We start from the raw sequence: 20860 nt of genomic DNA on the forward strand, positions 1-20860 counted from the left end.
CCCCAGCGGTTCGCCCCTGTTTCATGGCCCTGTCACAAATCCTCGGCATTATCCTGCGGAAACAATCGTACACATTGAAACAATGTCACTCCTGCTCGCCCCTGCCGTCCGCCTGATGCAACGACTGCGTCTGTTGCCCAAGTTCCTGGTCGTCTCGGCCGTATTCCTGCTGCCGCTGCTGCTGGCCACCGGCTTCCTGATGACGGAACTGCAGCGTTCCGTTACTGCCGCCCGCATGGAGCGCACCGGTGCGGCGGTCATTCTCCGCCTGGCCGAGATTGCGCACCTGGCGCGGCAACACCGTTCGCTCGAGCACCTGCGGCTGGCAGGGCGGCAGGAGCTCGACAGTGCCACGCCGGCGCGCAAGCTGACGGCCCAGCTGGACGCACTGGTGCAGTGGCGCGACGACCTCGATGGGGCAACGTTGCCGTCGTTCGATGCTCTGGCGCGCCAATGGGCGGTGCTGCGCCGTGCCGATGCACAGCGTTCGGCCAAGGCGAGTTTCGCGCAGCACAGTGCGCTGATCGCCGAATCGTCCCGGCTGATGGCGCAGGTGGCGGACAGCTCCGGCCTCAGCCTCGATCCCGAGGTCGGCACCCACCGCCTGATCCGGCTGTTCACCGCGACCTTTGCCGAAACCACGGAACAACTTGCCGTGATCGGCGCGCGGGGCGGCGCTTACATCGACAGCGGCCTGCTGGAAGCGAACGAGGACCAGTTGCTGAACGCCGCCGCGCTGCTGGCGCGGCACGAGCTGGAGCGAATGCCCGATCAGCTCGCCAGCGCCGTCGCGGCCGACCCGGCGTTCGCCCAGCAGCTGTCACCCTATCGCCATGCGATAGCCGCCGCCCATGCGTTTCTGGACCGTGCCCGCAACGAGGTGACGAATGCGGTCGACCAGACCAGCGGACGCCAGTTCAACGCGGCGGGCGCCGAGGCCGCCGATGGCCTGCACGGTATCGTGCGCACGGCCGCGGCCGCGCTGGACAGGTTGCTGGCGCAACGGCAGACACGCGACACGCTGCGCCGCAACCTCGTGCTGACGGCGCTCGTCGGCGCCATCGTGCTGGCGGCCTGGTTGTACGCCGGCCTGTACCGCTCCTTCGCCCGCGACATCGGCACCTTGCACGGTGCGGTGCACGCGGCGGCGGCAGGCAACCTGTCGGTAAGGATCGGCTCGCCCGCGCGGGACGAGCTGGGCAGCCTGACCAATGCGTTCGGCGAGATGCTGCGCTCGCTGGAGGCGCTGGTGGCCGACGTACGCCTGGGCGCGGGCCGGATCGGCGGTACCGCCGACGAACTGGCAGCTGGCAATGCGGGACTGTCGGAACGAACCGGCGCGCAGGCAGCGGCGCTGGCGCAGACTGTGGCGTCGATGCGGGCGCTGGCCGATGCTGTGCAGCACAATGCCGTCCACGTGCAGCACGGCGACGAACTGGCCAGCGCCGCCGGCGCCATTGCGACCCGCAGCGGTAACGACGTGCGCGCCGTCGTCGAGGTGGTGGGGTCGATGCGCGCCGGCTCGCAACGCATCGCGGACATCATCGGCGTCATCGACGCAATTGCCTTCCAGACCAATATCCTGGCCCTGAACGCCGCCGTCGAGGCGGCCCGGGCGGGGCCACAGGGCCGCGGCTTCGCCGTGGTGGCGACGGAGGTGCGCAACCTGGCGCAACGTTGCGCCGCCGCCGCCCTGGAGGTCAAGCAGCTGATCGCCGCCGCGGTGGCGGATGCCGAACAGGGCAGCGCGCGGGCGGACACGGCCAGCCGGACCACCGCGCAACTGCTCGACGCCGTGCAGCGCATGACCGAAGTGCTGACCCGTATCCGCGCCGTGGAAGCGGCGCAGCGCAGCGAAATCGCCGCACTGAACGACGCGCTGGAGCGGATCGACCGGATGAATCGCCGCAACGCCGCGCTGACCGCCAGCGCGGCCGAGGGCGCAAGCCGCATCCACGCCGAATCGTCGTTGCTGAACGGCGCCCTGCGGCGGTTCCGCCTCGGCGCGGCGCCGTCGGCCGAGGATCGTCGCGCGTTGACGACATAATCGGCTCGGCAAGCCGAACGGTTCGGCCAATTGGTCACGTCGGCAGTTCAAGAGCTTGTAGGAATATGCCGTAAACGACACTGGCGCCGGGCCAGCCACGCTGTCTTTCCTGGCGGCGCGATTTGCGCGGCGGGCGGTGCGTGGAAACCCGCGTCGTTGTACGCAAGCCAGCATTCATGCGGGCCGGCGCCGGGTTTTCGATGGTGCGGCGGTCTCCGAGAGCAATCGTGCGCCACTCAAACGCATCCCATGATATGGAAATATCATGTTGCGGTAGGACTACGCTGACATGTTGCCATCTTACCAGCCTACACCCGAGCGGAAACCCGTCTTATGTTCGTTACCTACATAGGAAACTAAAGTACTACCTACGCAATCGGCAAAAGCAGCGCGAGAACAGAAGCGCTCCCGCCCTGTCCAAACAGTGGTCGGCCCCGACAGCGTACCGTGTACTTAAGCTCTGTGAGGATAAAATGAACAACACTCAACCTGGCGCCATCGAAAAGAACAATGTTTCCCGCACCATGCCGGTCGGCTCGCGGGACTTCAAAGTGGCGTCCCGGCCCGTTGTCAGCTACAGCGGCACCCAGCAGAACGAACTGCTGGCCGCACTGCCTCGCCAGGTACTGGAATCGCTGTTCGAACACCTGGAACTGGTCCAACTGCCCTTCGGCAAGGAACTGTTCGAATACGGCAGCAAGCTGGAAAACGTCTACTTCCCGACCACCGCCATCGTCTCCCTGCTGTACGTGATGGAAGACGGTGCCACCACGGAGATTGCCGTGGTCGGCCATGAAGGCGTCGTCGGCGTCTCGATGTTCCCGGGCGAACGTGCCATGTGCACCGCTGTCGTGCAAAGCGCAGGCTACGGCTATCGCCTGAAGGCACAGGCGCTGCGCGACGTATTCAACCAGGGCGGCGCACTGCCCCAGCTGCTGATGCGCTACAACACCGCCCTGTTTGCCCAGATGGCACAAAACGCCGTTGGCGGCCGCCACAGCTCGATCGAGCAGAAGCTGTGCCGCTGGCTGCTGGACCGCCTGGACCGCTCGCCCAGCAACGAGCTGAAGGTGACCCAGGAAATGATCTCCATCATGCTGGGCGTGCGGCGCGAAAGCATCACGGCGGCCGCCGGCAAGCTGCAGGACGACGGCCTGATCACCTACCGCCGCGGCAACATCACTGTGCTGGATCGTGCAGGGCTGGAACGCTATGCGGGTGAGTGCTACAAGGTGGCAAAGACGGAATATGATCGTCTGCTCGTTGACGTAGCAGGTTGCTGAGTTGCCTCGGCGGCTCGGCCGCCACCGCCCCGCCCCGCAGCGGGATGAACACCTCGATACAGGTACCCTTGTCGCCCCGGCCGCGCCGGATCGTCAGGGTACCGCCCAGCAGCAGCGCCCGTTCGCGCATGCCCAACAGGCCGTGCGACATCGGCTTGACGATCATGTCGGACGCGATGCCGATTCCATCGTCGATAATGCGCAACACCAGCATGCCCTCTTCCGTCTGCTTCAACGTGACCGACACGTGCTGCGCCCGCGCGTATTTGCGGATGTTCGTCAGCGACTCCTGCACGATGCGGAACAGGGCGATCGACAGGCTGGCCTCGCCCTCGCGCGCGATGCCATCGACCTCGGCACCGATCTGCGTATCGCAGGGGATGCCCGTCAGGCGGGCGAAGTCTTCCGTATAGCTGTCGATGGCGGCGCACAGGCCTAGGTTGTCCAGCAGGCTGGGGCGCAGGTTTTCGATGATGCGGCGTTTCAGCTCGACCGTTTCCAGCAGGGTCGCGCGGGCGCGGCGCAGCTGGGACACCAGTTCCGGCTCGGTCTTCTGCAATGGCTGGATGACGGCGGCGATGTCCATGCTGATCGATGTCAGGTGCGCGCCCATCTCGTCGTGCAGCTCGCGCGACAGCCGCGCCTTCTCCTCTTCCGAAATACTGATCAGGTGGCGCGACAGCACGGACAGCTGCTCCGTACGCTGCGCCACCATCTCTTCCAGGTTCTCGTTGGACTGCTGCAGCGCGTGCTCGACGGTGGCCTGGTTGAAATAGCTGCGCCGCACCAGCTGATAGAACATCACCAGCACGACGATGGCGACGGCGTTGATGCCCATGCCCAGCATCAGGGCCTTGTGGTATTCGTCGTAGAAGCGCGCGCTGCGCGCCGCCAGGGTTTCGTTCTGCTCCTGGATCATGATGACGGTCTGCAGTCGGATCTCGTCCATGCCGCTGCGCTCGTCCGCATAGCGGGCGATATTGACGATCTCGTCCAGCCCGCCATGCTTGTAGACGTCGATGGCCTGCCCCATCATCGCCAGCTTGCGGCGCACCAGCTGGTGCAGCTGGTTCAGGTTCTTCAGCTGGGCCGGATTATCGGCCAGCAGCTTCTCCAGCAGCGCGAACTCCGCCTCCGTCTCCGCCGTCACGGCCCGCGTGGGTCCCAGGTAGGTTTCGTTACCGGAAATAAAGTAGCCACGCATGCTGCTCTCGGCATCCTGCACGAGTACGCCCAGGTATTGCAAGCGTTCCGCCACGCGCGAGCTCTGCAGCGTCTGGCCGTTCGCGCTCTTCAGCGATTCGAGGTTATGGAACAGGCTCAGGCCGTTGACGATCAAAAACAGTACGCACGTGACGCACAAAACGGTCTTGTAGAGCGGCAGGCGGTGTTGCGGACCTGCTTTGACGGTGAAATACATCCTGAAGCATCCTTCGCTGAGCGCGGCGGCGGGAGCAGGCTATTATAGACTGCCGAGCCAATTAATGCCTCGCGGAAAGCTCATTCGGCGCAAAAAGTTGCGCTGGAGAACAACGGATACTTGAGGAAACTGCACGGCACGGTGCCGGTTCGGCACCGTCGGGGGCGGGATGGCGGCGGCGTCCCGAGGAGGGACGCAGCGCACGCGGCAAGGCCGGCAGCCCCGCCGCGCAAGCGACACTTCAGTCCAGCAGGTTGTTCTTCATGGCGTAGTAGGTCAGGTCGCTGTTCGATTGCAAGCCCATTTTTTCCATGATCCGGGTGCGATAGGTGCTGACGGTCTTGATGCTGAGCGACAGCGCCGTGCCGATGTCCGACACGGTAGCGCCACGCGCGAGGCGCAGAAAGACCTGGAACTCGCGATCAGACAGTTCCGTGTGCAAGGCCGTGTTCGGGTCACGGTCGAAGCTCTGTGCCAGCAGCTCGCCAACCTGCGAGCTGACGTAGCGGCGGCCCTGGTAGACGGTGCGCACGGCCGTGATCAGCTCGTCCGCCTCGCATTCCTTGTTCAGGTAGCCGTTGGCGCCCATCTTGAACAGATTGAGCGCGTACTGTTGCGCCGGATAGCCCGACAGGATCAGCACGGGCAGGTCCGGTTGGCCCTGGCGAATGGTGCGCAGGGTGTCGATGCCGCTCTGGTCGGGCATGGCAATGTCCAGCAGCAACACATCGCAGATCTCGCGCCGCGCGATATCGAGCGCTTCCCGGCCCGTGCTGCCTTCCGCCACGACGGAAAATTCGTCGGAGGCTGAGAAAATCTGTTTGAACCCTGCTCTAACTATCTGATGATCGTCACAAATGGCAACGCGTATCATTGTTTTCCCTCGTATGTCCCTAGCGTGGGGAAGTAGGTCTGGAGCGCTCGCCGCTCCGGATCAGCGTCTGCATTTTTCACTGGCAAAATTATAACGTTGATATTGTATCACCAATCATTTAACGTTCTCGCGCATTGTCGCGCTGACATCAAAACCGGGGCGGGCGAAAAAAAAGACGCTGTCCGCGCCGTCAGACGCTGCCACGTCTCCCTGTCGCGACGCGCCATGAGGGGCGCCATCGTGCGCGTCCGCCCATCGCGTCATGCGACGGACAGATGGTGCCGCACCCGGTGGTTTTCAATATGCCTCATTTCAACAGATCCAGGATCGCCTGCAACTCGCCGCGGATCATGTCACGGTCCAGCGGCGGCAATACTTCGGCACGCGCCTCGTCGGCCATGCCCGAACCACCATCATACTCTTCTTGCACGGCCGCGCCACGGCTGTCCAGCTTATTGCGCGCGCCACTGATCGTGAAACCCTGTTCATACAGCAGTTCACGGATGCGACGGATCAACAGCACTTCGTGGTGCTGGTAATAGCGACGGTTGCCGCGCCGCTTGACGGGCTTCAGCTGGGTGAATTCCTGTTCCCAATACCGCAATACGTGGGGCTTGACGCCGCACAGTTCGCTGACCTCGCCAATCGTGAAATAGCGCTTGGCCGGAATCGGCGGCAGGCTCACCAGATCGGTCTTGCCGATGCGATCGTTCATGTCCACCCTTTGATCAGGCAGCACGTGCCAGCGCGGCACTTTCTTCCACCATCGCCTTGAGCTTCTGGCTGGCATGGAAGGTAACGACCCGGCGGGCCGTGATCGGGATCTCCTCACCCGTCTTCGGGTTGCGGCCCGGCCGCTGCGGCTTGTCACGCAGCTGGAAATTGCCGAAACCGGACAGCTTGACGGCCTCGCCCCGCTCCAGCGCGTTGCGGATCTCGTCGAAGAAGGTTTCGACCATGTCCTTGGCCTCACGCTTGTTCAGGCCAACCTGTTCGAACAGCAGTTCGGCCAGCTCGGCTTTCGTCAGCGTGGGCAAGTCTTTTTCAGCTTCCTTGCGGACCTTGGCAACCTGCATGGCGCTGTGCAACTCGGCATCCAGCGCAGATTGCAATACCGCGGAATCGACGTCGTTGTTGTTAATTTTCCTGCCCTGCCTTTACAAAGAACATCGAGTCCGGTGGGACCGGACTCGCGGGGATGAACTGATGAGTGCGTGACTATACCTGCCGGCGGCCGGTGCTTCACTTAATGACAACTTAATGTCATCGAAGTCAAGCTGCCGGCGGCCGCCTGCGGGAGCCCGTCGGGCTACTTACTTGCGGACCTTGGCACCCTGCTTTTGCGCCGCGGCATCGGCCAGCGCCGCCATCAGGGTGTCGACCAACTCGTCCTGCAGGGTGGTTTGAGTATCTTGCAAGCTAAAGCGGAAAGCAAGCGATTTTTCGTCCGCCTCCAAGCCCTTGCCGCGATATTCATCAAACAAAACAATGGCTTGCACGATGCGTCCATGCTCGGCCGCGGCCACCGCGGCGGCAAAGGCGTCGAGCAGGTCCTGGGCCGCCACGTGCTGCTTGACCACCAGGGCCAGGTCGCGCGTGGTGCCCGGGAACTTCGAGATTTCCTGGTATTGCGGCACGCTGCGTTGCTGCAGCGCGTCGGCATCCACCTCGAACAGCACCGGTGCCTTCGGCAGGTCGTATTTCTGCAGCCAGCGCGGATGCAGCTCGCCGACGAAGCCGATCACCTTGCCGTCCAGCGCCACCGAAGCGGCACGGCCCGGGTGCAGCGCCGGGTGCTCCAGCTTGGCGAAACGCAGCTGCGCCGGCGCGAACAGCGCTTCCAGGTCGGCCTTGACGTCGAAGAAGTCGACGTCGCGAGTCGGCTGGCCCCACTGCTCGTCCGCCTGCGGACCGTAGGCGATCGCGGCCACGCGCTGCGGCTGGCTGTAGCCGGCCACCGTCAACGCACCGTCCGCCACCGCAGCGTCGCGATGATACACGGCGCCCACTTCGAACACCCGCACGCGCGGCGCCTTGCGGTTCAGGTTATAGCGCACATTGGCCACCAGGCTGCCGATCAGCGACGAGCGCATCACGGAGAGCTGGCTGGCGATCGGGTTCTGCAGCTTGATCGGGTTGTCGTTGGCGGCGAAGTCCAGCTCCCACTGCGCTTCCACGAAGCTCATGTTGACCACTTCCTGGTAGCCCAGGTCGGCCAGCTGGTGGCGCACGGCGAAGATCGAACGGGTATTCTCCGGCTCGATGCGCATCGTGTTCTCGGCCACCGGCGGACGCGCCGGGATGTTCTCGAAGCCGTACACGCGCGCCACTTCCTCGATCAGGTCTTCCTCGATCTCGATGTCGAAGCGGTAGCTCGGGGCCGTCACCGAAAACACGCCGTCCTCCAAGGTGAACGGCAACGCCAGGCGCGTGAAGATGTCGGCCACGACCGCGTCGGTCAGCGGCACGCCGATCACCTTCTGGGCGCGGGCGGTGCGCATCTTGACCGGGCTGCGCTGCGGCAGGCTGGCGACGATGTCGTCCACCGGGCCGACCTTGGTTTCGGGCGTGCCGCAGATCTCCAGGATCAGCGCGGTGATGCGCTCGATGTGCTCCACCGTCGTCGCGTAGTCCACGCCGCGCTCGAAGCGGTGCGCCGCATCGGTCGAGAAGTTGTATTTACGGGCGCGGCCCTGGATCGAATTGGGCCACCAGAACGCCGCTTCCAGGTAGATATTGGTCGTCTCCAGCGACACGGCGGTCGAATCGCCGCCCATGATGCCGGCCAGCGATTCGAGTTCCTTGTCGTCGGCGATCACGCCGACCCACTCGTCCACTGCCACGGTATTGCCGTTCAGGAGCTTGAGCGATTCGCCGGTCTTACCCCAACGCACGTCCAGGCCGCCGTGGATCTTGTCCAGGTCGAATACGTGCGAGGGACGGCCCAGTTCCAGCATGACGTAGTTGGAGATGTCCACCAGCGCCGACAGCGAACGCTGGCCGCTGCGCTCGAGGCGCTGCTTCATCCAGTCCGGCGTCGCGGCACGGGCGTCAAGGTTGCGGATGACGCGGCCGGAGAAGCGGCCGCACAGGTCCGGCGCGCTGATCTTCACGGCCAGTTTTTCATCGGTGTTGACGGCCACCGGCGCGCATTGCGGCGCCTGCAGCGGCACGCCGGTCAGCGCGGAAACCTCGCGCGCCACGCCCAGCACGGACAGGCAGTCGGCCTTGTTCGGCGTCAGCTTGATCGTGAACTTCAGGTCGTCCAGCGCGTAGTAGTCGCGGAAGTCGGCACCGACCGGCGCGTCTTCCGGCAGCTCCAAGAGGCCGCCGTGGTCTTCCGACAGCTTCAGCTCGCGCGCCGAGCACAGCATGCCCTGCGACTCGACGCCGCGCAGCTTGCCCACCTTGATCTCGAACGGCTTGCCGTCCGCACCCGGCGGCAGCACGGCGCCGGCCTTGGCGCACACGACCTTCAGGCCCGGGCGCACGTTCGGCGCGCCGCAGACGATGTTGAGCAGCGTACCGGTGCCGACGTCGACCTGGCACACGTTCAGGCGGTCCGCGTTCGGGTGCTTTTCCATTTCGCGCACGTGGCCGACCACGACGTTCGAGAACGGCGGCGCGACGGGCTCGACTTCTTCCACTTCCAGGCCGGACATCGTCAGCAGGTGCGACAGTTCATCCGAAGTCATCTTCGGATCGGCCATGGTACGGAGCCAGTTTTCGGAGAATTGCATATTCAGCCCTCGGATTATTCTTTTAATTGAACTGCTTCAGGAAGCGCAGGTCGCCTTCGTAGAACAGGCGCAGGTCGTTGACGCCGTAGCGCAGCATCGTCAGGCGCTCCAGGCCGGAGCCGAACGCGAAGCCGATGTATTTTTCCGGGTCCAGCCCGAAATTGCGCACGACGTTCGGATGCACCTGGCCCGAACCGGACACTTCGAGCCAGCGGCCCTTGAGGGGGCCGGAGCCGAACGCGATGTCGATCTCTGCCGACGGTTCCGTGAACGGGAAGTACGAGGGGCGGAAGCGCACCTGCAGGTCGTCCGTCTCGAAGAAGGCCTTGACGAAGTTCAGGTACACGCCCTTCAGGTCGGCAAAGCTGATGCTCTCGGCGATCCACAGGCCTTCGACCTGGTGGAACATCGGCGAGTGCGTCGCGTCGCTGTCGACGCGGTAGGTGCGACCCGGCGCGATCACCTTGATCGGCGGCTGGTGGCTGCGCGCATAGCGCACCTGCATCGGGCTGGTGTGGGTACGCAGCAGCAGCGGCTTGCCGGTGCTGTCGTTGCCTTCGATGTAGAAGGTGTCCTGCATCGAACGGGCCGGGTGGTTTTCCGGGCTGTTCAGTGCGGTGAAATTGGTCCAGTCGGTTTCGATTTCCGGGCCGCCGGCCACGTCGAAGCCGATCGAGCGGAAGATCGCTTCCACCCGTTCCCATGTGCGCATCACGGGGTGGATGCCGCCGGTGGCGCGGCCACGGCCGGGCAAGGTGACGTCGATGGCTTCCGCGTTCAGGCGCAGCTGCAGCTGGGCATCCGCCAGCGCGTCACGGCGCGCGGTCAGCGCGGCTTCGATCTGCTGCTTGGCGGCGTTGATCAGGGCACCCTGCGCCTTCTTTTCCTCGGGCTCGAGCTTGCCGAGGCCCTTCATCAATTCGGTGATGCGGCCGGTCTTGCCGAGATAGACGGCTTTGGCGTTTTCAAGTGCGGCTGCGTCGGCGGCGGCGATGAAGTCAGCCTGGGCCGCGACGACCAATTCTTCGAGGGAGTTCATCCGACTGTTTTCCTATGCTGGAAATGTAAAACGGGGCCCAGGTTGTTAGACCCTGCCCCGCTCTTCGTGCCGCCTTGCAGCGGCACGCAACATCGATCACTGATTAATTAAGCAGCGATTTTTGCTTTCACGGCGTTGACAATCGCGGCAAACGCCGGCTTGTCCATCACAGCCATATCGGCCAGGACTTTACGGTCCAGTTCGATAGCGGCTTTCTTCAGGCCGTTCATGAAGACGCTGTAGGTCAGGCCGTGTTCACGCGAAGCCGCGTTGATACGGGTGATCCACAGGGCGCGGAAGACGCGCTTCTTGTTACGACGGTCGCGGTAGGCGTACTGGCCAGCGCGCATGACTGCTTGCTTGGCAATACGGTAAACCTTGCTGCGACGACCGCGGTAACCCTTGGCCAGATTCAGTACTTTTTTATGACGGGCACGCGCAGTAACCCCACGTTTTACTCGAGGCATAGTAGCTCCTTAGATGAGTGTGAGATTAAGCGGACGGCATCATGCGCAGGACGCTCGTGACGTCGGACGCATTGATGTTGCGGGTACCACGCAGTTGACGCTTGTTTTTGGTGGTCTTCTTGGTCAGGATGTGACGCTTGAACGCCATACCCGACTTGACGGTACCACCTGGACGCACGCGAAAACGCTTCTTCGCGGAGCTTTTGGTCTTCATTTTTGGCATAACACATCTGTCCTCGCGGACAGCTCCAAAGTAACAGGATTGCAGGTGGCAACAACACGTTGCGCTTGGGTGCCTGCTTTCACTTGTTGATGCAGCGGCAGCGGGGCCACTACATGTTGCAGCTTGAGGCTGCAAATTCTTTTCGCCGGGTGCACTCGGCAGCCGGCAATTATAACCGATTTTTCCAATTGCAACGCCTTGAAACGCGATGCATGGTTGGAAAGAGGCCTCGGAAAACTCGCACAGCGGGATGCAGTTCGGGCCCGCCGCGCGGAGTCGTACACATGTACGACGAGCACGGCGGACCCGAAATGCGCCCGCTTTGCGAGTTTGCCGACGCCTATTTCTTCTTCTTTGGCGCGATGACCATAATCATCTGCCGGCCTTCCATTTTCGGGAACTGCTCGACCTGGCCATGTTCTTCCAGATCAGCCTTCAGACGCTCGAGCATGCGCATGCCGATGTCCTGGTGGGCCATTTCGCGGCCACGGAAACGCAACGTGATTTTCGTCTTGTCGCCGTCTTCCAGGAACTTGATCAGGTTGCGCAGCTTGATGTTGTAGTCGCCATCATCGGTACCCGGACGGAATTTGACTTCCTTCACGGAGATGACCTTCTGCTTCAATTTCGCTTCGTGCGCCTTCTTCTGCTCCGAATACTTGAACTTGCCGTAGTCCATCAGACGACAGACAGGCGGATTCGCCGTCGGGGCGATTTCCACCAGGTCAACGTTCGCTTCTTCCGCCAGGCGGAAGGCTTCGGCCAGGCTTACGATGCCCAGCGGCTCATTGTTGACACCGGACAGGCGCATTTCCGGTGCCGTGATTTCGCCATTGATGCGATGCGACTTGTCAGTAGCTATTGCAGTTTCCTTTAAGAAATATGTTGGAGCGGCCGGTTACGGTGGTGCAGCGGTTGCCCGCTGCACTTCCCGTCAGGCTTTGTTGGCGACGTCCTGCTGGAGTCGCTCGACCAGGGCATCGATCGACATAACGCCGAGATCGACATTGCCCCGCGCACGCACGGCCACGGTATTGGCATCCCGTTCCTTGTCGCCGATCACCAGGATATAAGGCAACTTTTGGACGGAATGTTCGCGTATTTTATACGTGATCTTCTCGTTGCGCAAATCAGCCGTGACGCGGAAGCCCTGCTGGCGCAGCTTCGCGGCCAGCGCCGTCGCGTATTCGGCCTGGCTGTCCGAAATGTTCAGCACGGCAACCTGGACCGGTGCCAGCCACATCGGCAGCGCGCCGGCGTAGTTCTCGATCAGGATGCCGATGAAGCGCTCCATCGAACCAACGATCGCGCGGTGCAGCATGACGGGCACCTTGCGGGTGTTGTCGTCCGCGACATATTCCGCACCCAGGCGCTCCGGCATGAAGAAGTCGACCTGCATCGTGCCCACCTGCCATGGGCGGCCCAGCGAGTCCTTCAGGTGGTATTCGATCTTCGGACCGTAGAACGCGCCCTCGCCCGGCAGTTCCGTCCAGGTCACGCCGCAGGCGCGCAGACCCTGGCGCAGCGCCTCCTCCGCGTCGTTCCAGATCTCGTCGGTACCGATACGATTGTCCGGACGCAGCGCCAGCTTGACTTCGATATTGGTGAAGTCGAAGTCCGCGTAGACCTCCATCGCCTGCTGGTGGAACGCCACCACTTCCGGCTCGATCTGCTCGTGCGTGCAGAAGATGTGGCCGTCGTCCTGGGTGAAGCCGCGCACGCGCATGATGCCGTGCAGCGCGCCGGACGGCTCGTTGCGGTGGCACTGACCGAACTCGCCGTAGCGCAGCGGCAGGTCGCGGTACGAGCGCATGGCCGAGTTGAAGATCTGCACGTGGCCCGGGCAGTTCATGGGTTTGAGCGCGTAGGAACGGTTCTCCGACTCCGTCACGAACATGTTTTCGCGGTAGTTGTCCCAGTGGCCGGTCTTGCCCCACAGGCTGGCGTCCAGGATCTGCGGCGCCTTGACTTCCTGGTAGCCGTTGTCCTGGTACTTCTTGCGCATGTATTGCTCGACCTGCTGCCAGATCGTCCAGCCTTTCGGATGCCAGAACACCAGGCCCGGCGCCTCGTCCTGGAAGTGGAAGAAGTCCAGCTGCTTGCCCAGCTTCCGGTGGTCGCGCTTTTCCGCCTCTTCCAGCATGTGCAGGTACTGCTCCTGCTCTTCCTTCTTGGCCCAGGCGGTGCCGTAGACACGCTGCAGCATCTCGTTCTTCGAGTCGCCGCGCCAGTAGGCGCCGGCCAGCTTCATCAGCTTGAAGACTTTCAGCTTGCCGGTCGAGGGCACGTGCGGACCGCGGCACAGGTCGGTGAACTTGCCTTCGCTGTACAGCGACACGTCCTCGCCCGCCGGGATCGAGCTGATGATCTCGGCCTTGTATTCTTCACCGATGGACTTGAAGTACGCCACCGCCTCGTCGCGCGGCAGCACCTTGCGGGTGACGGGCTCGTCCTTCTTGACCAGCTCGGCCATTTTCTTTTCGATCGCCACCAGGTCGTCCGGCGTGAACGGGCGCTTATACGAGAAGTCGTAATAGAAGCCATTTTCGATCGTCGGGCCGATCGTCACCTGCGCATCGGGGAACAGCTCCTTGACGGCGTAGGCCAGCAGGTGGGCGGTGGAGTGGCGGATGACGTCCAGGCCTTCCGGATCCTTGTCCGTGACGATGGCGACGTCGGCGTCCTGTTCGATCAGGAAGGAAGTATCGACGACCTTGCCGTCGACCTTGCCGGCCAGGGCGGCCTTGGCCAGGCTGTTGCTGATGTTCGATGCCACCTGGGCGACGGTGACCGGCGCGTCGAACTGGCGCACGGATCCATCGGGAAGTCGGACTGATACCATAGTGATCTCCAATCGGCACGAGGGCCGCTTAAGCTGCTGCGAAAATAGATGGGGACGAATGTAGGGAAAAGCGGGACGAAAAAAAACGCGGACTAGCCGCGTTTTTCTTCAAATTGAAAAAGCCAAAGAAAGCCGGTCGACTAGCGTCACTCACCAAACCCTGCGGTCGTAGTTCGCGGTGTCATAACCGGTGTGCCTTTCTCGCTCTTACAAGATGAAAGCGCCGCGCAAGGCTGCACGACGCTTCTGGAATTCTGGTGGGCGGTGAGGAATTCGAATCCCCGACCCCTTGGATGTCGACCAAGTATTCTAACCAGCTGAACTAACCGCCCGGTGGCCCGGAGCAGTGATACTACGCGACATTCGTCACACAACAGCACTACCCTGGACTTTACTGCCTTACAACCAACTACTGTACTGCTTGTTCTGGTGGGCGGTGAGGAATTCGAATCCCCGACCCCTTGGATGTCGACCAAGTATTCTAACCAGCTGAACTAACCGCCCGATGCCCAGCATTATAGGGAGGCAACGAGAGAAAAACAAGGGCCAACCTGAAAATGTTGGCACGGACTCATCCAGGGCAGCGCTGCCGGGCGCCATGCTATATTGACTGCCGCCATGCATCCCGCCCTGTTGCCCCTGGCTTCCTGCCCTGCGCGTGGAAGCGCACTGCCGGGCGGCGGCGGCCATGGCCGAGCTTGGCAACCCATCCGGCGCCTACCGATGAACCTCTTGCGCTCCACACCATGAATGCACCCAGCCACCTGCACGCCCACCTGAAGGGCGATGCCAAGTACCGTCACCAGCGCGCCGATCGCAGCCTGTCGATTCTCGCCTGGGCACTCGGCCTCACCTTGCTGTTCGCCGGCGTCGAGGTGGGTGCCGGCTTCATGTCCAATTCGCTCGCGCTGATCTCCGACGCCGGCCATATGGTAACGGACGCCGCTTCGCTGGGCCTGGCCCTGTTCGCCCAGCTGATCGCCCGCCAGCCGCCCTCTTCCCGTTATTCGTTCGGCTTCGGTCGCGCCGAGGCGCTGGCCGCCTTTGTCAACGGCCTGGTGATGCTGCTGGTCGTGGGCTGGATCGTGTTCGAGGCCGTGCACCGGTTTGCCGAACCGCAGCCGGTGGCCGGCGGCACCGTGTTCGTCGTGGCCGCCATCGGCCTGGCCGTCAACCTCGTCGTGGCCTGGGTGCTGTCGAAGGATCGCGACAGCATGAACACCCGCGCCGCGCTGGTCCATGTGCTGGGCGACATGCTGGGCTCCGTGGCCGCCCTGGTCGCCGGCGCCGTTATCTGGTACACGGGCTGGATGCAAATTGACCCGCTGCTGTCGCTGATCGTCTCGCTGCTGCTCCTGAAATCCACCTACGGCATCCTGCGCGAGTCGGGCCATCATTTGATGGAAGGCGTGCCAGCACATATCGATTATTTGCAGCTGGGGGCGGACCTGGAGGGGGTGGACGGCGTCGTTTCCGTGCACGACCTGCACGTGTGGGACATGTCGCCGGGCGAACCGGCGCTGATCGGCCATGTCGAGGTGACGGACCTGCAGCACTGGCCGCGCGTGCTGAAGGCGATCAGGACGATGCTGCTGGAGCGGCACCGCATCGACCATGTGACCTTGCAGGCCGAGGTGGCGGGGCGGCAGGGGCGGCCGGCTGGCCACCTCTGATACCCGCATCCGCTGGCCTTACCGTGCCCATCAAGCCGCGTTGGGATTGAGCCTGGCCAAACGAGACGAACCTTTGCTGAAGCCAGCATGACGAACGTCCTACGATACAGGTCGAAAGGCCGCTCGGCCGTCACCATTCCAGGCAATATGTCGATGCAGGCATGTTAAAATGGCAACTAGGCCATTAGGCGCATGCGTCCCACGCGCCTGCGCCTGTGGAAGAAAACGAAGAACAGCGTCATGACCGACCCCACGTCCAAGCCTGCCCAACGCCCCCCGAAGTCGCCGTCGCCCCACTGAACACGATCGACCAGCAGGACGTCGGCGCGGCTGCAGCCGCCTTCGACAAGTGGCTGCGCAAGATCAGCCACGATTACGTGACCCTCGAGCGCCTCAGCACCGTGGCAGGCAGCCTGCCCGTGATCGGCAACATCATGGCGGTGATCGACGCTGTCATGGATGTCGTTGGCATCGTCCAGAAATACATCGCCGATAAAAAAGTCGATTTCCTGGAGTGGGTCAGCCTGGGCATCAACCTGATCGGCGTGATCCCCCTGCCGGCATCGAGCGCCGCGCGCATGAGCCTGCCCTCCACCTGGCGCGGCAAAAGTTCGCCATGGGCTTCAAGGATGTCGGCGCCACGCTGGTCGAGGTGCTGGCAGTAAACCTGAACGCGAAGCTGGCCGGCGAGCTCGACACCTTTATCGAGGGTGCGATGGCCAGGCTGTCCGGCATCCTGGATGACTGCGCCAAGATGGCCGACGGCATTGCCGACGACCTGATCAAGATCCTCAACCGCTGCATCGGCAAGGAGCCGCTGTTCGAGATCGCCTCGCCGGCGGAGGTGGAAGACAAGCTGCACGACCACAAGGTGCAAAGCAGCTGGCGCCGCATGCTGGGTGCGCTGGACCGGCACTACAAGAAGGCCGCAAACTATGCCGCAGCCACGGCGGCGCGCCAACTGCCGGAAAGCGCTGTCGCTGGCGTGACGGTCATCATCACGCACCTGACCAAGTTCAAACCCGCGTTCCGCGCCCAGCTGACCGCGCTGGCCGACGAGAAGGCGCAGATGAGCATCAAGTGGATCCTGCTGCGCCTGCGCGAAGGCGTGGTCAAGCACAAGAAGCGCCATGCGGTGCTGATGCCATCCGCCAAGGGTGCGCAACACAAGAAGGACAATCCCGGCCACGAGCTGGAGGTCGTCAACAAGCAACACCCGGCCACGGGCGATGCCAATCAATGCAAGCTGTGCCCGGCCAAGGCCGCCACTACGCACTCGATCAGCTTTGCCACCGGTGCCGAGACCTTTGCGCACACGGACTTCGTGCTGGATGCGCCACTGCCGATCGAATGGAGCCGCACCTACCGCAGCCAGCTGGTCGCCTACGACAGCGGCAACCTGGGCGCGCGCTGGCTGACGCCGTACAGCATCCGCATCGACGTCGTCGGCCAAGGCAAGCCGACCGGCCTGCTCTACCACGCCGCCGACGGCCGCAGCCACCGCTACCCATGGCTGGCGATCGGCGAAACGCACCACGATCCGGTCGAGCAGATCACGCTGACCCGCTTGAACATGACCTTGCTCACGCTCGACTTCGGCAAGCCGTTGCCCGAAGGCGCATCCAGCCCGTGGCGCGAAAGCTATGAGCTGACCGACACGGTGCGCGCCAAAGTGACCGAGATAGGCAAGCAGCACTTCCGCCTGATCTCGATTCACGCCAAGGACGGTGCCGCCCTGGGCCTGCGCTACGACCACGTGACCAATGGCGAGGCGGTACTGAGCGACATCATCAGCAAGCAAGGCGACACCATCGTCGCCCATGCCGGCACGCAGGTCGACGACAAGGGTCACATCGTCGCACTGTGGGAAATCAAAGACGGCCAACTGGTGCGCCAACTGTCCGCCTACGATTACGACGAACACGGCGACCTGATTTACGCCCAGGAAGAAAACGCGGCCGCCTGGCACTACCAGTACGACCGCCACCTCGTCACGCGCTACACCGACCGTACCGGTCGCGGCATGAACCTCGCCTACGACACCAGCATCGACAGCGGCGCCAATGCCAAGGCAATCCGCGAATGGGCGGACGACGGCAGCCACGACACCCGGCTTGAGTGGGACAAGAACATCCGCCTGACCTACGTCACCGACGCGCTGGGCCAGGAAACGCGCTACTACTACGACATCGCAGGCTACACCTACCGCACCATCTACCCGGACGGACTGGAAGAATGGTTCTACCGCGACAGCGCGAAAAACGTCATCCGCCACATCCACACCGACGGCAACAGCGAGCATTTCCGTTACGACGACCATGGCAACCTGCTCACGCACACACGCGCTGACGGCACTCAGGTGCACTTCGAATACGATGCCAACCACCGCATCACCGGCATCCTCGATCCCGAAGGCGGCACCTGGAAGCGCGACTACGATGCGCAAGGCCACCTGGTCGAGGAAATCGACCCGCTCGGCAACAAGACGCAACATGCGTACGACAAGGCCGGGCGCCCCGTCGAAGTCACTGATGCCAAGGGCGGTGTCAAGAAGCTCGCCTACACGCCCGACGGCCAGCTTGCCAGCTACACCGACTGTTCCGGCCACAGCACCCAGTGGCAATACGACGAGCGCAAGCGCCTCATCAAAAGCTTCGACGCCGCCGGCAATATCACCCGCTACCGCTACACGCCAGTCAACGCCGAAACGCTGACCTTGGCGCTCAGCGAAGAAACCGGCAATTACCCAGGCCAGCTCGAAGCGGTGATCCATCCCGACGGCACCGAGGAGCAGTTGCGCCACGACGCCGAAGGCCGGCTACTGGCGCACATTGATGCCCTGAATCGCACCACCGCCTACCGCTACACGGCGGCCGGCCAAATCGCGCAGCGTACCGACGCGCTGGGCCACAGCCTGCGCTACCGCTGGGACGCGCTGGGCCGGTTGTCCGCGCTGGAAAACGAAAACGGCAGCGTCTACCGCTTCCAGTACGACCCGGTGGGCCGCCTGCTGCAGGAGCAGGGCTTCGATGGCAAGACCACCGACTACCGCTACCATGAAGGGACCGGCGTGCTGGCGGAAACGGTCGAAGCTGGCGTCGCCACGCGGCTCGAGTTCGATGCCATGGGCCGGCTCATGCAACGCCGCGCAGCAGCCCTAGGCCAGCCGGAGCAGATTGAAACTTTCGCCTACTACGCCAGCGGCCAACTGGCCGACGCAAGGAACGAACACGCCCGGCTGCAATGGTTCTACGACCCCGCCGGCAACTTGGTACGCGAACACCAGCATTACCACGGCCCATTCCACCCCGACAAGCGCACGGCGGTCTGGCACCACCGCTACGACGAGCTGAACCAGCGTATCGGGACGACCCGCCCGGACGGCCAGCGCATCGACTGGCTGACCTACGGCGCCGGCCACGTGCACGGACTGCTGCTCGACGGGCAAGAAGTCGTGTCGTTCGAGCGCGACGCGCTGTACCAGGAAACCGCCCGTATCCAGGCCAACGGCTTGCTGCAAACGATGAAGTACGACCCGGCCGGCCGGCTGATCGAACAGCAGCTGGGCCGGAAGAACATGGAGTTCCGCCCTGACCCATATCGTCCCGATGCGCAAGTCGGCATGCAGGCGGCCATCCAGCGGAGCTACCGCTACGACCGCTCCGGCCAACTGACGAGTATCGATGACACCCGGCGCGGGCATATCGAATACCGCTACGATCCGATCGGCCGGCTACTCGCAGCAAACAGCGCGATGGGCCATGAAACCTTTGCGTTCGACCCGGCTGGCAATATCCAGGTGCCCAACACTGGGCAGCAGCACCAGAGCATTGCCACTCGCGTCCCACTGCCAAAAGTGCTGGACAACCTACTCAAGGAATACGCCGGCACCAGCTAGCGATACGATGGACGCGGTAACCTCATCGAGCGCATTCAAAATGGCCAGCGGGATACATTCGAATGGGATGCGTTCAGCCGGATGACGCGCGCGAACACCCGATATGGTGTCACGACCTTCGCCTACGACCCGCTGGGGCGGCGCATCGCCAAGCACAGCCAGGCAAGCGACAGCACTACCCTACGAAACACGACTCGGACCATGTACGGCTGGGATGGCGACACGCTGGCCTTGGAAAGCAGCGTGCACCACGGCCACACACCCACCGAACGAACCGTGCACTATGCGTACGAGCGCAACAGCTTCGTGCCGCTGCTGCAGGCGACGCGACGCCAGGCGCTGCAACTGGCGCGCGCCACCGATGTGAAGGCACTGATGGCGCGCAATGCCGGAAAATACGACATTGCACTTGATCCGCTATGGAACGGTGAGTATGACCAGGAAGCCGAGCCATTTGGCAAGGATGAGATCTGCTTCTATCAATGCGATCAGTTAGGTACACCGCAGGAACTTACGAACCATGAAGGCAGAGTCGCGTGGTCGGCGCAGTATCTAGCGTGGGGGCCGGCAAAGGAAGCAACCAGCGACGCCGCACGCAAGTCCGGGATGCGAAATCCGATACGTTTTCAGGGTCAATATGAGGATGTAGAGACGGGACTTCGCTACAGCAGGTATCGATACTACGATCCTGACAGCGCAAGATTTCTCACGCAAGATCCGTTGGGATTACGCGGAGGGGAAAACCTGTACTCATACGTGCCGAATCCAACCGCTTGGGTAGATCCACTTGGGCTTACCGCAGGAAAAGGGGGCGGCCCGGGTCGCAAACCTAGAACAGGCAAGCCAAACATTGATCAGCGGTGTAATGATGGTTGTCGCAAATGGGAGCTAAACAGATACGACAAAATATGTGAAGGACATATTCCGGGTGTCGGCCACGCAAAATATTTCCGAGACCCAAAAGATGGGGTTTGGTATTCAGTTGACCAGACAGGGCACGGAGGTAGTGCATTCAAGCAATTTGAACAAAAAGGCTATGCGCTTCATCATACGTTTGACTTGGATGACTTCGGTGACCGAATGGGAAAACATAAAGGCGAGGCCGGGAAAACGGTCGACTTGAAATCACTAAAATGTAAGGATTCGAAACCGTGATTAGCTCTACAGAGGAATTTATCAAGTTATGCTCCAGCCAAGATGCGGAAGCCATTAATAGAACAATGTCAGACAATGCGACAATAGAAACGTGGACCCAGATTATTGATACATATCCTGGAAGGCGAATCGACGTAGCGCAAAATCGAACTATCCCAGACGAGATCATGCGGATTCTCGCTTCTTGTGACGATCCTAT

16 protein-coding genes, 2 tRNA genes and 1 pseudogene are annotated in these 20860 nt (G+C 62.6%); 7 read left to right on the top strand and 12 right to left on the bottom strand.

The window, feature by feature from the left end:
- Positions 1 to 115 precede the first annotated feature (115 nt).
- Entirely contained in the window at positions 116 to 2047 is a 1932-nt protein-coding gene (locus E7V67_015670; protein ID WUR11157.1) for a methyl-accepting chemotaxis protein, read from the top strand.
- A gap of 473 nt (positions 2048 to 2520) precedes the next feature.
- The gene (locus E7V67_015675) at positions 2521 to 3330 is read left to right on the top strand and encodes a Crp/Fnr family transcriptional regulator (GenBank protein ID WUR11158.1); all 810 of its coding nucleotides are present in this window, start codon (positions 2521 to 2523) and stop codon (positions 3328 to 3330) included.
- Here E7V67_015675 and E7V67_015680 read toward each other — a convergent pair.
- The 12 genes from E7V67_015680 to E7V67_015735 all read right to left on the bottom strand — a co-directional run bounded on the left by E7V67_015680 (position 3227) and on the right by E7V67_015735 (position 14439).
- A complete protein-coding gene (locus E7V67_015680; protein ID WUR11159.1) occupies positions 3227 to 4750 on the bottom strand; it encodes a CHASE3 domain-containing protein in 1524 nt (507 codons plus the stop codon). The genes E7V67_015675 and E7V67_015680 overlap by 104 nt on opposite strands.
- A 241-nt stretch (positions 4751 to 4991) precedes the next feature.
- A complete protein-coding gene (locus tag E7V67_015685) occupies positions 4992 to 5624 on the bottom strand; it encodes a response regulator transcription factor (GenBank protein WUR11160.1) in 633 nt (210 codons plus the stop codon).
- A 307-nt stretch (positions 5625 to 5931) separates the two neighbouring features.
- Entirely contained in the window at positions 5932 to 6339 is a 408-nt protein-coding gene (locus E7V67_015690) for a MerR family transcriptional regulator (GenBank protein ID WUR11161.1), read from the bottom strand.
- A 13-nt stretch (positions 6340 to 6352) separates the two neighbouring features.
- Entirely contained in the window at positions 6353 to 6700 is a 348-nt protein-coding gene (locus E7V67_015695) for an integration host factor subunit alpha (protein ID WUR16293.1), read from the bottom strand.
- A gap of 237 nt (positions 6701 to 6937) precedes the next feature.
- A complete protein-coding gene (pheT, locus tag E7V67_015700; GenBank protein ID WUR11162.1) occupies positions 6938 to 9364 on the bottom strand; it encodes a phenylalanine--tRNA ligase subunit beta in 2427 nt (808 codons plus the stop codon).
- 22 nt (positions 9365 to 9386) lie between these two features.
- Positions 9387 to 10403 (bottom strand): phenylalanine--tRNA ligase subunit alpha, encoded by a 1017-nt coding sequence (gene pheS, locus E7V67_015705; protein WUR11163.1) that lies wholly within the window; start codon positions 10401 to 10403, stop codon positions 9387 to 9389.
- Positions 10404 to 10510: 107 nt separating this feature from the next.
- Complete coding sequence (gene rplT / locus E7V67_015710; protein WUR11164.1) at positions 10511 to 10870, bottom strand: 50S ribosomal protein L20; 360 nt, start codon at positions 10868 to 10870, stop codon at positions 10511 to 10513.
- 25 nt (positions 10871 to 10895) lie between these two features.
- Positions 10896 to 11093: a 50S ribosomal protein L35 gene (rpmI, locus tag E7V67_015715; protein ID WUR11165.1), complete on the bottom strand. Its 198-nt coding sequence runs from the start codon at positions 11091 to 11093 to the stop codon at positions 10896 to 10898.
- Between the two features lie 340 nt (positions 11094 to 11433).
- Complete coding sequence (infC, locus tag E7V67_015720) at positions 11434 to 11955, bottom strand: translation initiation factor IF-3 (protein ID WUR16294.1); 522 nt, start codon at positions 11953 to 11955, stop codon at positions 11434 to 11436.
- Between the two features lie 72 nt (positions 11956 to 12027).
- Complete coding sequence (gene thrS, locus E7V67_015725; protein ID WUR11166.1) at positions 12028 to 13935, bottom strand: threonine--tRNA ligase; 1908 nt, start codon at positions 13933 to 13935, stop codon at positions 12028 to 12030.
- Between the two features lie 255 nt (positions 13936 to 14190).
- Positions 14191 to 14267, bottom strand: a tRNA-Val gene (locus E7V67_015730).
- A gap of 95 nt (positions 14268 to 14362) precedes the next feature.
- Positions 14363 to 14439, bottom strand: a tRNA-Val gene (locus E7V67_015735).
- A 242-nt stretch (positions 14440 to 14681) separates the two neighbouring features.
- Here E7V67_015735 and E7V67_015740 point away from each other — a divergent pair.
- The 5 genes and pseudogenes from E7V67_015740 (at position 14682) to E7V67_015760 (ending at position 20661) form a co-directional block, all read left to right on the top strand.
- Complete coding sequence (locus E7V67_015740) at positions 14682 to 15608, top strand: cation diffusion facilitator family transporter (protein WUR11167.1); 927 nt, start codon at positions 14682 to 14684, stop codon at positions 15606 to 15608.
- A 215-nt stretch (positions 15609 to 15823) separates the two neighbouring features.
- Complete coding sequence (locus tag E7V67_015745) at positions 15824 to 16273, top strand: hypothetical protein (protein WUR11168.1); 450 nt, start codon at positions 15824 to 15826, stop codon at positions 16271 to 16273.
- Complete coding sequence (locus tag E7V67_015750) at positions 16225 to 19506, top strand: DUF6531 domain-containing protein (protein ID WUR11169.1); 3282 nt, start codon at positions 16225 to 16227, stop codon at positions 19504 to 19506. Before E7V67_015745 ends, E7V67_015750 begins: the two co-directional genes overlap by 49 nt.
- A gap of 15 nt (positions 19507 to 19521) precedes the next feature.
- A pseudogene (locus E7V67_015755) lies at positions 19522 to 19593 on the top strand (hypothetical protein).
- A gap of 288 nt (positions 19594 to 19881) precedes the next feature.
- Positions 19882 to 20661, top strand: coding sequence for an RHS repeat-associated core domain-containing protein (locus E7V67_015760; protein ID WUR16295.1), 780 nt, complete (start codon positions 19882 to 19884; stop codon positions 20659 to 20661).
- Positions 20662 to 20860 lie beyond the last annotated feature (199 nt).

Origin of the sequence: [Empedobacter] haloabium, assembly GCA_008011715.2 — a bacterium.
In the GTDB taxonomy this organism is placed as follows: domain Bacteria; phylum Pseudomonadota; class Gammaproteobacteria; order Burkholderiales; family Burkholderiaceae_D; genus Rugamonas; species Rugamonas haloabia.

What these genes read in the sequence shown, in the direction of transcription:
- E7V67_015695 (WUR16293.1), bottom strand. Translation starts at nt 6,700, where the DNA reads ATGCAGGTTGCCAAGGTCCGCAAGGAAGCTGAAAAAGACTTGCCCACG.
- E7V67_015760 (WUR16295.1), top strand. Translation starts at nt 19,882, where the DNA reads ATGGCGCGCAATGCCGGAAAATACGACATTGCACTTGATCCGCTATGG.
- E7V67_015750 (WUR11169.1), top strand. Translation starts at nt 16,225, where the DNA reads ATGGGCTTCAAGGATGTCGGCGCCACGCTGGTCGAGGTGCTGGCAGTA.
- E7V67_015670 (WUR11157.1), top strand. Translation starts at nt 116, where the DNA reads ATGCAACGACTGCGTCTGTTGCCCAAGTTCCTGGTCGTCTCGGCCGTA.
- E7V67_015685 (WUR11160.1), bottom strand. Translation starts at nt 5,624, where the DNA reads ATGATACGCGTTGCCATTTGTGACGATCATCAGATAGTTAGAGCAGGG.
- rpmI (WUR11165.1), bottom strand. Translation starts at nt 11,093, where the DNA reads ATGCCAAAAATGAAGACCAAAAGCTCCGCGAAGAAGCGTTTTCGCGTG.
- E7V67_015690 (WUR11161.1), bottom strand. Translation starts at nt 6,339, where the DNA reads ATGAACGATCGCATCGGCAAGACCGATCTGGTGAGCCTGCCGCCGATT.
- E7V67_015675 (WUR11158.1), top strand. Translation starts at nt 2,521, where the DNA reads ATGAACAACACTCAACCTGGCGCCATCGAAAAGAACAATGTTTCCCGC.
- E7V67_015680 (WUR11159.1), bottom strand. Translation starts at nt 4,750, where the DNA reads ATGTATTTCACCGTCAAAGCAGGTCCGCAACACCGCCTGCCGCTCTAC.
- pheS (WUR11163.1), bottom strand. Translation starts at nt 10,403, where the DNA reads ATGAACTCCCTCGAAGAATTGGTCGTCGCGGCCCAGGCTGACTTCATC.
- E7V67_015740 (WUR11167.1), top strand. Translation starts at nt 14,682, where the DNA reads ATGAATGCACCCAGCCACCTGCACGCCCACCTGAAGGGCGATGCCAAG.
- pheT (WUR11162.1), bottom strand. Translation starts at nt 9,364, where the DNA reads ATGCAATTCTCCGAAAACTGGCTCCGTACCATGGCCGATCCGAAGATG.
- thrS (WUR11166.1), bottom strand. Translation starts at nt 13,935, where the DNA reads ATGGTATCAGTCCGACTTCCCGATGGATCCGTGCGCCAGTTCGACGCG.
- rplT (WUR11164.1), bottom strand. Translation starts at nt 10,870, where the DNA reads ATGCCTCGAGTAAAACGTGGGGTTACTGCGCGTGCCCGTCATAAAAAA.